We start from the raw sequence: 10,899 nt of genomic DNA on the forward strand, positions 1-10,899 counted from the left end.
GCTGAAGACCTCGATGGTCGTCTTCGACACCTCGGTCGTCGACCTGACCGACCAGCTCAGCGACCCGGTGGAGGTTCTTTTCGGCACCAGGCTGGGCGGGGGCACCGACATCAACCGGGCGCTGGGCGGTGCGGCCGAGTCCTCCTGCGGGGGCCTGGGCGGAGGAGGAGGTGGCGGCACCGGAGGCGACGCCGGTATGGACGCCGCACTGGCGGCCCTGTACAACCGCGACGAAGGCGGGAACGGCCGCGGCGGCGGACAGCGCAGCGCGAACCTCGGAGGGTCGGCGCCGTCCGTGGCCCACTGGCTGACCGACATCCGCGGCTACTTCCCCTCCAGTGTGGTGCGGGTGATGCAGACCGACGCACTGGAGCGGCTCGACCTGAAGCGCATGCTGATGGAGCCGGAGATGATGGAAGCCGTCGAACCCGACGTCCATCTGGTCGGCACCCTGCTGTCCCTCAGCCAGGTCATGCCGGACGCGGCCCGCGAGTCGGCGCGCGCGGTCGTGCGAAGCGTCGTCGAGGACTTGGAGCGGCGCCTGGCACAGCGCACGCGCTCAGTCGTACAGGGCGCGCTGGACCGCTCGGCGCGCACCCACCGGCCGCGCAGGGCCGCCGACATCGACTGGGACCGCACCATCCGCCGCAACCTGGCCCACTACCTGCCCGAGTACGGCACCGTCGTGCCGCAGAACCTCGTGGGCTACGCCCGGCGCAGCCGGGGCGTGCAGCGCGACGTCGTGCTGGCGATCGACCAGAGCGGGTCCATGGCCGAGTCGGTGGTCTACGCCGGGGTATTCGGCGCGGTGCTCGCCTCGATCCGCGCGCTGAAGACCTCGATGGTCGTCTTCGACACCTCGGTCGTCGACCTGACCGACCAGCTCAGCGACCCGGTGGAGGTTCTTTTCGGCACCAGGCTGGGCGGGGGCACCGACATCAACCGGGCGCTGGGCTACTGCGAAGGGCTGATCGGGCGGCCGCAGGACTCGGTGCTGGTGCTGATCAGCGACCTCTACGAGGGCGGCGTGCGCGATGAGATGGTCCGCCGCGTGGCGTCGATGACCGCGGCCGGCGTGCAGGTGGTCGTGCTGCTCGCGCTGTCCGACGAGGGCGCGCCGTCCTACAGCCGGGAGAACGCCGCGGCCCTCGCCGCCCTGGGCGTGCCCGCCTTCGCCTGCACCCCCGACCGGTTCCCCGACCTGATGGCCGCCGCCATCCAGGGCCGATCGCTGAAGGCGTGGGCCGAGCAGGAGGAGACGGTCCGCGGGGAGCCGGGGTGAGGGTCCCGGCGGGAAGCGGCGGCCGGCGGGAGTCCGGAGCGTGCGCGCCGGAGGGCGGCCGCCGCTTCCCGCCGGCCGTCACATCCAGCGGCGCCACTTGAAGACGGCGTAGAGGGTCACGCTGATACCCAGCATCAGCAGCAGCGACATCGGATAGCCCAGCATCCAGTCCATTTCGGGCATGTGCGTGAAGTTCATCCCGTAGATGCTGCCGACCAGGCTCGGGGCGAAGAGGATGGCCGCCCAGGCGGAGATCTTCTTGACCTGCTCGCCCTGGCGGTAGCTGGCCTCCGTGACACGCCGCATCTCCTCGTTCTGCGCCTCGCTGACCAGCGTGGAGTTGACCGCGAGGATGCTCTGCAGCATGTCGCGGAAGCCGTCGACGCGTTCGGCGGCGATCGTGGCGTGGTCGGCGACGTCGCGCAGGTAGCGGCGGAGCTCCTCGTCGGTGCCGAACTCCTCCAGGGCGGTGTCGAGCGAGGTCAGCATCGGCAGCAGGGGGCGTGTGGCGCGCTGGAACTCGATGACCTCCCGGGAAAGCTCGTAGATGCGCCGGGACACCGCGGAGTCGCCTTCGAAGACCTGGGTCTCGATCTCGTCGATGTCGTTCTGCAGGCCCGCGACGACCGGGGCGTACCCGTCGACGACCGCGTCGAGGACGCCGTAGAGCACCGCCTCGGGCCCGCGTGCGAGCAGCTTGGGGTCGCTCTCCAGGCGGCGGCGCACGGCCGCAAGGTCGGGGGCCTGGTTGTGCCGCACGGTCAGCACGAAGTGCCGTCCGACGAACAGGTGCAGCTCGCCGAAGCGCACCTCTTCGGTGGCGTCCAGATAGAGGGCGGAGCGGAGCACGACGAACAGGGTGTCGCCGTAGCGCTCCAGCTTGGGCCGCTGGTGGGCGACGATGGCGTCCTCCACCGCCAGTTCGTGGAGTCCGAACTCCTCGGCGGCGGCCAGCAGTTGGGGGCTGGAGGGGCGCAGCAGCCCGATCCAGACCATGGCGCCCTCGTCGTCGGGCGTGCGGCGGTGCAGCTCAGCGAGGTCGCTAAGCTCGGTCGGGGCCTCCTGGCGCTCGCCGCCGAGGTAGATCGCGGCGTCGATGACGCTGTCCTGCACCGGCGGGGTCGGGCCGTTTGCGGCGTCGGGCCTGGGGTCCATCGAGTACTCCGGCGGCCGGGGCCGGCCGGTCCTGCGGGACTGCTGGTTGCTCCGGATTCCGGGGAGCCAGGCCAGCGGATTGCGTTGTGCCATGAGGTAACCCCCGCACAGGGACGTGAGCGGACTGCGACGCGGGCGCACGGGTACGCCCGCCGCGGGAGACGGGAACGCGGCGTCAGGCCGTACTGGGAGGTTGGTCCATGATCGGCCCCACCTCCCCTGTTCCGCTCAGCTACTCAACGCGTCTCCATGGTACCTGCGGCCGCGGCCGGCCCCCGCGCGTTGCCCCGGGCGCGGCGCCGTGTTCGGATGGGAGGGTGCACACCGGCAGGACGACGCGCGGGGCGGGCGCCGCCGATCCCGCCGCGGTACGGAGGACGGCGTGAGCGAGCCGCTGTTCGGCGCCGATCCGGTCGAGGTCGCGCCCGGTGCGGTGCACCTGCCGGGCTGGTTGGGCGCCGGAGCCCAGCGCGACCTGGTGCGGCGCTGCCGCGAGTGGGCGAGCGGCCCCGGCGGGATGTCCCGCCACCGCATGCCGCGCGGCGGACGCATGAGCGTGCGCATGACCGCCCTGGGATGGTTCTGGGAGCCCTACCGCTACTCGCGCGCTCTGCCCGGCGGTGAGGCGGTGCCGCCGTTCCCGCCGATCCTGGGCGAGCTGGCCCGCGAGGGCGTGGCCGCCGCATTCGGCGCGCCGCCCGGACCCGGCGATGCGCCCTACGACGTCGCGCTGGTGAACTTCTACGACGCCGAGGCGCGGATGGGCATGCACCAGGACCGCGACGAGCGGGCCGACGTCCCGGTGGTCTCGCTGAGCCTGGGTGACACCTGCGTCTTCCGGTTCGGCAACACCCGCACCCGTACGCGCCCCTACACCGATGTGGAACTGGCCAGCGGCGACCTGTTCGTCTTCGGCGGTCCGGCGCGGATGGCCTACCACGGGGTGCCGCGCACCCGGCCCGGCACGGCGCCCGCCGGGCTCGGCCTGGAGGCGGGGCGGCTGAACATCACGATCCGCGCCTCGGGCCTGGAGTAGGAGGTAGTCGGCCCGACGTTGCTCCCGGTCGGCCCGGGGTGCTCCCGCGGGCGCTCAGCCCCGGATCAGGTCGCGCACGTTCACCCACAGCAGCACGGCGACCACCAGGCCGGTCGGCACCAGCAGGGATATCCGCCAGTCGGCCGCGAAGGCCGCGATGATGCCCGCGATCACCGCCACGATCAGCGCCAGGATCGCCACGCCGGTCAGGAACGAGGTGAGCCGGCGGCGGGCGACGGCGTCGACCATGGCGAAGGCCAGCACGACGCCGATCATCGCCGGGGCGGTGTAGGTGCCGCGCAGCAGCAGCATGCCGCCCAGGGCGAAGATGAGCAGCGGGGTGCTCAGCGCCGCCCACACGTGCAGGAACCGGGTGGTGCGCTGCTCGCCGGTGGCGTAGGGCAGGTGGGGCCGGTGCAGGTGCTCGGTGGGCGAGGGCGCCACGGACCGGTCGCTGCGCAGGGCCTCGCGGCAGGAGTCGCGCTCGTCGGCCATCATCGCGCGCTTGCGGTAGACGGCGGCGAGATCGCGCTCGTCGGCGCGAATGCGCTCGTCGTACTCGGCGGCGCGGCTCCGGGAGTGGCTCTCGTGGTTGAGCACGATGCGGGCCGCCGACAGCCGGCGCAGCTCGTCGCGGCGGCGGACGATCTCGGCGTCGGACTCGACGATGCGCTCGTCCAGGTCGCCCAGGTGCGCGGTCAGCTCGGCGCGCGCGGCCTTGTCGGTCGGCGAGACCTTCTGCAGCCCGACCCACGCGAGCGGGTCGGCCCAGGACCAGCGGACCGTGCCGTCGCGTTCGTACCGGGGGCCGCTGGGTGCGCGCTCGCCGTCGAAGAAGTCGCCTGTGTCGCGGCCCCACAGGCCGCGGAAGCCGCGCACCCACGGGGTCTCGTCGTCGATGGTGTGGGCGGCCCATTCGCGGTCGCCGCCCGGGCCGACCCGGACGCCGTCGCCGCGCGCGTAGTCGACGAAGGGCACGCCGATGCCGTGCCGGACGATGCGGCTGTCGCCGCGGAACAAGCGCAGGGTCATCCGCCGCCACAACCGCACGACGCCGCGAAGCACAGCGGGGTCGACCTGGATCAGGTAGTCGCCGGGCAGCATCTGGTGGGAGTGCGAGCCGGCGCCGACGAACACGACGGGATGGTCCCCTTCGCGCCGCAGCTCCTTGTCATCCCAGCTGCGGCGCAGGTCGTCGCCGAAGTACTCGTGGGAGGAGGCGCCGACCCACGCCGGGCGGGTGCGGCCCTGGGCGTCCTCGACGACGTAGACGGTGACCTTCTCCCAATCGGCCTCGTGGTCGTTGACGCCGCCGTAGGTGGAGCGCCAGTCGTTCATGGCGTAGAAGAACCAGTACTGCAGAGCGGTGTATCCGCCCTCGCGCACGACGCGGCCGTAGTAGGCCGCCGGCGCGCCCTCGGCGCCGCCGACCCGGTCCCGGTAGCGGGTGGCGGCCGCGGCGGCCACTCCGCCAGGCACGGCGCCGCGGATGAGCAGGGACAGCTTCATCAGGATGTCGACGATCCGTCCGAGGACGCCGACAGCGGCGAGGCGGCCGCTGCGCGGGATCACGCGGCGGGCGGTGCGCCGGTGGCGGCGGGCCTCGGCGCGCAGCGAGTTCTCCTGCACGAAGCGCAGGTGCTTCTCAGAGTCGGGCCACTCGCGCTCGGAGCCGGCGAGGCGGTCGAGGGTCAGCTCGCCTGCGGGAACGACCTCGAACTCTTTTCCGTCGCCGTCCTCGCACCACAGGCTGCAGCAGCGCACGTAGGCGTCGACGTCGGCGGGGAAGAAGAGCTCGCCCCGGGTGAAGACGAGGATCGGCTCGAAGGTGCGCAGGAGTTCGAGGTCGGTATTCGTACTCATGATCGTGCCCGACCATATTGCATCAGAGCCGCATCCGGTACGCCGCGAAGCGCGCTGCAGGCGGTGCGCGCGGCCGGGTCCGGCCGCGGACACCCGTTGCGCTGCGGAGACCGGTGTGTGCCGGGCCCGTGGGTCCCGGCGTAGGTTGGGTGGCATGGAGGAGGACAGCATCGCTTCGCTCATGGAGTCCGCACGGGGCGAGTCGCCCCTGCTCGCACTGCGCGCCGCCGTCGAGCTGCGCGGGGAGCTGGAGCGGCTGGAGGCGATCCAGGTGCGGCGCGCCCGGACGCAGGGGTACACCTGGAGCGAGATCGCCGTGACCCTGGGGATCAGTAAGCAGGCGGTGCACAAGAAGTACGGAGGCGCGCGCCGGGAGCGGTGAGCCGCGCACGCCGTGAGGGGTGAGCGCGCACCGGCTCACCCCACGCGCTCGGGTGTGCGGACGAGCTCGGCGCCGCCCGGCGCCGAAGGCGGCTCCGGCGCCGTGTCCGCACCGCCGCCGCCGAGCGGCCGTCCATTGGCGGGCGCCGGCCGCCCGCGGCGCGGTTCCGAGCGCGCGGAGCGGCCGCCGCGCGCGGCACCGATCCCGGCGGCCACCACCAGCGCCATGCCGGCCGCCTGGATCATGGCGGGCGACTGCCCGATGACGGCCATGCCCATGACCAGGCTGACCGCGGGATCCAAGCTGCCGAAGGTGGAGAACGCGGTGCGCCCCATGCGCTGCAGCACCAGCATCTCCAGAAGGAACGGCACGAGGGGGAAGAGCACCGCGATCATCAGGGTGACGCCCAGCACCTCGGGGATGTCGGGAGCGGCGAGCACCTGCGGCAGGCCGAGGGGCGCGGTGAGCACCGCGCTGACCGCCATCGCCACGGCCAGGCCGTGCACCGCCCGGAACGTGCTGCCCACCCGCTGTGTGAGCACGATATAGAAGGCCACGCACACGGCGCCGGACAGTGCCAGCACGACGCCGAGCGGGTCGGCGCCGCCCGACCAGGGCCGGGTGAGCAGCAGCACGCCCACCGCGGCCGCCGCGATCCACACGGCCTCGCGGCGGCGGCGCAGCGCCAGCACCGCCACGGCGAGCGGCCCGAGGAACTCCAGCGCGGTGGCGGTGCCCAGGTCGATGCGGGCCGTGGCCTCGGAGTAGAAGACCATCATCCCCGCGCTGATCGTGCCCAGGATCACGGCAGCACCGAGGTCGCGCGGCGCCGCCGTGCGCAGTGCACGCCACAGGGGGCGCCCGCCCAGGGCGCCCAGAATGAGCGCCGCCCACAGCAGGCGCAGCCAGGTGACGCCCATCGGGCCGGCATCGCTGAACGCGCGCACGGCCAGAGCGCTTCCGGTGTGCAGCACGAACATCCCCCCGAGCAGCAGCAGCGCGGGCGGCATCCGCCCCAGGGCAGCACGGACCGGGGAGAGCAGCGAGGTGATCATCCGATCATTGCACTCGCGTCTTCTGTTTCTGTCCACGGACCATTGGCGGATCGATCATGTAGTTTCAGTGGATGGATATCACACGGCTGCGGCTGCTGGTGGAGCTGGAGCGGCTGGGCACCATGGGCGCGGTTGCGGAGACGACCGGGATGGGCACGTCCGCGGTCTCCAAGCACTTCGCGGTGCTGGAGCAGGAGGCGGGGGCGCAGCTGCTGGTGCCCGACGGCAGGCGGGTGCGGCTGACCCCGGCCGGGCACCGGCTGGCACGTCACGCCGTGGACATCCTGGCGCGCGTCGACGCCGCCCGCGCCGAGCTGGCGGGCGAGGGCGAGCCGGTGGGGCGGGTGGACCTGGTCGGCTTCGTCAGCGTGGCCGGGCCGATCGTGCTGCCGGCGGTGCGGCGGCTGCAGGCCGACCACCCCGGCATCGAGGTCCGGCTGATCGAGCACGAGCCGGACGAGGCCCTGGAGCTGCTCCAGTCCGGCGCGGCCGACCTGGGCCTGGTCTACGACTACAGCCTGGTGCCCCGCCGCTTCCCCCGCACCCTGGCCCTGCGGCCGGTCGGTACGGAGCCGCTGCTGCTGTCCCAGCCCTCGGGCGGGGCGGCCACCAGCCGCATCATGACCCGCCGGCGGCTGTCCGGGCTCGCCGAGGCCTCGTGGATCGCGAACTCGCGCGGCAGCGACGAGGACGAGCTGGTCCGGCGGATGTGCGCGGGCGCGGGTTTCGCGCCCCGCATCAGGCACCGCATCGACAACCTGGAGATCGTCGAGCAGTTGGTGGCGGCCCGGATGGGGGTGGGCGTGATGCCCAAGCTCGCCGCGGCCGCGCGGCGCGGCGTCGTGCACTCGCCGCTCGGTGAGCTCGGCGGCACGCGGCGGATCTCGCTGGCGAGCAGCGCCGGCGGCTGGGCGTGGCGGCCGATCGCGCTGCTGGCCCGCTACCTGTGGGAGGACGCGCACGGGGTGCTGGACGACGCGGCACCCACTCCCCCCGGCCCCGAACCCCGTTGATCTTGTAGCTATCGTGAAGGAAAACGATTTCCATTTGCGATGGCTACAAGATCGACGGTGTGCACCGGGAGCTAGGCGGCGCCGCCGCCAGTGGCCGCCATCGGGCCCACCGACGGCACCGGCACCTTGCTCGCCGCCTCGCGCACCGCGTTCAGCAGGGGTCCGGCGTTGTAGCCGGCCCGGCTGAGCGCGACGATGTGGCGGCGGGCGGTGTTGCGCACGGTGCGCACCACGAGGTGGGACGCCGGCAGCCCGGCCCAGCCCAGGCGCGGCATCAGAGCCACGCCCAGCCCCGCCTGTACGAGCGCGAACACGGCGCTGAACTCGTGGACGGTGTGGGCGACGTGCGGTTGGAAGCCGGCCTGGTGGCAGGCGGCGGCGACGCAGTCGTACCACGGTGATCCCGGCGCCGACATGATCCACTCGGCGTCGGCGAGGTCGGCGGCCAACTCCAGGCCGGAGGAGGCGGCGAGGGGGTGGTGGTAGGGCAGGACCGCGTCGAAGGGCTCGACCATGATCGGGTCGATCCGGAACTCCGTGCTGCCGCTGGGCGGGAGGCTGTCCGAGGACATGGTGACGGCGACGTCCAGTTCGCCGCTGCGCAGCATCTCCGTGCTGTGCTCGGGTTCGGCCTGCACGATCTCGAAGCGCCATCCGGGGTGGGTGCCGCGGAGCGCGGCCACGGCGGGGCCCAGCAGGTCGGAGATCCCGGTGGCGAAGGAGCCGACCCGGGCGACGCCCACCCGGCCCTCGGCGTACTCGGCGAGGTCGGCCTGCGCCCGCTCCATCTCGGCGAAGATGACGTCGGCGTGCTCCAGCAGCACCCGCGCGGCGCCGGTGAGCACGAACCTGCGGCCCTGCCGCTCGACGAGGGAGACGCCGGCTTCCCTGGACAGCGCCGCCAGCTGCTGGGACACCGCCGAGGGGGTCACGCCGAGCGAGTCGGCGGCGCCGGCGACGGTCTTGTGCTGGCCAAGTGCCTGCAGCAACTGCAACCGGCGCACATCGATCATGCTCACAATGTAATCCGCGCGAAACGCGGCCGAGGCACGGTGACCTGCCGACGCCGCTTCGCGGGCGTGATCTCGTGCACACCCGGCCGCTCCGGGCGAGGCGGGCGGGGCGCCTCAGCCCGCGGGGTCGAGCCGGCGCAGGTCGGCGACGAGGGCTTCGACGACGGGCACGGCCACGCCCACCCGCTCGGCGGCGCGCAGCAGGGCACCGCCCAGCGCGTCGACCTCCATGCGGCGGCCGGCCTCCAGGTCGCGCAGCATGGAGGGCTTGGTGGCGGCCGGGGCGGCCTCGAACATCGCCACCACCCGGCCGGTGTCCAGGGCGGGGCCGCCGACTGCGGCCACCGCGGCCACCTCGTCGGCGACGGCGACCAGGTCGTCCCTGCGCTCGGCGCGGGCGGTGCCGATGTCGCTGCGGTTGTGCGTGCACACCAGGGCGGTGGCCAGCAGGAACTGGAACTTGCGCCACAGCACGGCGTCCTCGTCGTCGCTGAGGTGCACCCCCAGGCCGGCCGAGCGCAGCGCCGCCGCCAGCCCGTCGACCCGCTCGGGCGGCGCTTTGGAGTAGGCGATATCCAGGTCGGCGAAGGGGCTGGTCTGAGCGATCCGGCCGGGTTCTGTACGGGTGGACTCCACGCGGATGGCGGCCCCGAGCACGTGGGCGCCGGGGTAGCGGGAGCGCAGGAGGGCCATGTGCTCGAAGCCGTTGAGGAGCGGCAGCACGAGGGCGCCCTCGACCAGGTGCGGCGGCACCCGTTCGAGGGCGTCCTCCAGGGCGGTGGCCTTCGGCGCGACGACGAGCACGTCGGCGGGCGCGGTGGCGGCGGGCGCGGCGGAGACGTCGACCCGGAAGTCGCCGAGGACGGCGGAGTCGACCCGCAGGCCGTGCTGTGCGATGTGCGCTGCGGTGGGCTCGGTGGCGACGACCGTCACGGTGCGCCCGTCGCGGGCGAGCGCACCGGCCAGCAGGCCGCCGACACCCCCGGGAGCCAGCACCGTTACGCGGCTCGGTTCGGCTGCGGGGGCGGGCTCGGGCGTGTGCGCGCTCATACTGCGGCCTTTCTCGTCGTACTCCCGGTGAGGACGCCGGAGGGCGGCACCCCGCCGAACGGGCACCCATTGTCGCGCGCACGTTCCGCAGGGCCGCCCGCGGGGTAGCCGCGTTCCCACCGGCCGTCGAGCGGCGGCAGGCGAGCGAGCGAGAGAGAGATGCGGCGACAGAAGAGTCGTCAAAATCGACAGATTTTTCCCTAGCGTTATGACACAAGCACCTTTCCTCGTGTCGCGCCGACACTCGCCACTACCGCAACGTACCGTCATAAATACAGCCCACCTCGCCGATTGGTCTGTACCACTCGACCAGTCGCAGCGAGACCGGGGTGCGCGGACGCATTGAGAACGGGTGGAAAAAATATGGAAACTTCGTTGGCGACCAAATCACACGGTGGAGTTCCGACACTGCGTTTCCGGTACCTGGGCACCGCGGACGTGGACGAGCTCGCCGATCTGTGGTCGGCGCTGCATGAGCGGCACGCCGCGACGGCACCGCACCTCGAGGACATCATCACCCGAGTGACCGCCGACGAGTCCTGGCGCCGCCGCCGCGAGCAGTACCTGGCCTGGCTGAACGAACCCGAGACCCTCGCCGTCGTGGCCGAGCGCGGGGGCGCGCCGGTCGGCTACGCGATGGTGACCGTCCGGGAGAACCAGCAGGGCTCCTGGGACCGCGGAACGCGGGTCGCAGTAGTGCAGACCCTCGCGGTCCACTCCGACCACGGCGGCACGGGCGTGGGCTCGGGACTGCTGGAGGAGCTGCGCCGCCAGGTGGGCGCAATGGGCATCCGCGACCTGGAGCTCACCGCGCTGGCTACCAGCGCCGAGGACATCCGCTTCTTCGAGCAGGAGGGCTTCCGCGCCTTCGTGACGACCATGGTCAGCCGTATCGGAGCCTTCGGCGGTCAGGACTAGGACCCCCGTTGATCTATTCCCAAAATGGCCTGCACGTCACCGCTGACCTGGGATTACGCTGCCGGGGAAGGCAAGAGCCGAGTAACGTCGTAACCTTCCTGAGACAACTCCTCAAGCAGACGCTTGGCATGA

The 10,899-nt window shown here is 72.7% G+C and carries 10 protein-coding genes; 5 read left to right on the forward strand and 5 right to left on the reverse strand.

Going from position 1 to position 10,899, the window contains the following annotated elements; genetic code table 11:
- The coding region (locus tag RM446_RS24320) for a VWA domain-containing protein (protein WP_311547777.1) at positions 1-1,282 on the forward strand (1,282 nt) is incomplete at its 5' end.
- A 78-nt stretch (positions 1,283-1,360) separates the two neighbouring features.
- Here RM446_RS24320 and RM446_RS24325 read toward each other — a convergent pair.
- A complete protein-coding gene (locus RM446_RS24325; protein WP_311547779.1) occupies positions 1,361-2,530 on the reverse strand; it encodes a magnesium and cobalt transport protein CorA in 1,170 nt (389 codons plus the stop codon).
- Between the two features lie 289 nt (positions 2,531-2,819).
- On the opposite strand from RM446_RS24325, the gene RM446_RS24330 reads away from it, so the two are divergent.
- Positions 2,820-3,473, forward strand: coding sequence for an alpha-ketoglutarate-dependent dioxygenase AlkB family protein (locus RM446_RS24330; protein ID WP_311547780.1), 654 nt, complete (start codon positions 2,820-2,822; stop codon positions 3,471-3,473).
- A gap of 54 nt (positions 3,474-3,527) precedes the next feature.
- On the opposite strand, the gene RM446_RS24335 is transcribed toward RM446_RS24330, so the two are convergent.
- Positions 3,528-5,336, reverse strand: coding sequence for a hypothetical protein (locus tag RM446_RS24335; protein ID WP_311547781.1), 1,809 nt, complete (start codon positions 5,334-5,336; stop codon positions 3,528-3,530).
- Between RM446_RS24335 and RM446_RS24340 the strand changes: the two genes are divergently transcribed.
- Complete coding sequence (locus tag RM446_RS24340; RefSeq protein ID WP_311547782.1) at positions 5,335-5,718, forward strand: ECF-type sigma factor; 384 nt, start codon at positions 5,335-5,337, stop codon at positions 5,716-5,718. The two genes, RM446_RS24335 and RM446_RS24340, sit on opposite strands and share 2 nt — an antisense overlap.
- A gap of 35 nt (positions 5,719-5,753) precedes the next feature.
- Here RM446_RS24340 and RM446_RS24345 read toward each other — a convergent pair whose 3' ends face one another.
- Positions 5,754-6,773, reverse strand: coding sequence for an EamA family transporter (locus tag RM446_RS24345; protein ID WP_311547783.1), 1,020 nt, complete (start codon positions 6,771-6,773; stop codon positions 5,754-5,756).
- Between the two features lie 71 nt (positions 6,774-6,844).
- Here RM446_RS24345 and RM446_RS24350 point away from each other — a divergent pair, with 71 nt between their 5' ends.
- The gene (locus tag RM446_RS24350) at positions 6,845-7,786 is read left to right on the forward strand and encodes a LysR substrate-binding domain-containing protein (protein WP_311547784.1); all 942 of its coding nucleotides are present in this window, start codon (positions 6,845-6,847) and stop codon (positions 7,784-7,786) included.
- A 71-nt stretch (positions 7,787-7,857) separates the two neighbouring features.
- On the opposite strand, the gene RM446_RS24355 is transcribed toward RM446_RS24350, so the two are convergent.
- Together RM446_RS24355 and RM446_RS24360 are read right to left on the reverse strand one after the other, a co-directional pair.
- Positions 7,858-8,799, reverse strand: coding sequence for a LysR family transcriptional regulator (locus tag RM446_RS24355; protein ID WP_311547785.1), 942 nt, complete (start codon positions 8,797-8,799; stop codon positions 7,858-7,860).
- A gap of 114 nt (positions 8,800-8,913) precedes the next feature.
- Positions 8,914-9,849, reverse strand: coding sequence for a ketopantoate reductase family protein (locus RM446_RS24360; protein ID WP_311547786.1), 936 nt, complete (start codon positions 9,847-9,849; stop codon positions 8,914-8,916).
- 363 nt (positions 9,850-10,212) lie between these two features.
- Between RM446_RS24360 and RM446_RS24365 the strand changes: the two genes are divergently transcribed.
- Complete coding sequence (locus RM446_RS24365; protein WP_311547787.1) at positions 10,213-10,767, forward strand: GNAT family N-acetyltransferase; 555 nt, start codon at positions 10,213-10,215, stop codon at positions 10,765-10,767.
- Positions 10,768-10,899: the final 132 nt, after the last annotated feature.

Source organism: Streptomonospora wellingtoniae (genome assembly GCF_031845375.1).
Classification (GTDB): Bacteria; Actinomycetota; Actinomycetes; order Streptosporangiales; family Streptosporangiaceae; genus Streptomonospora; species Streptomonospora wellingtoniae.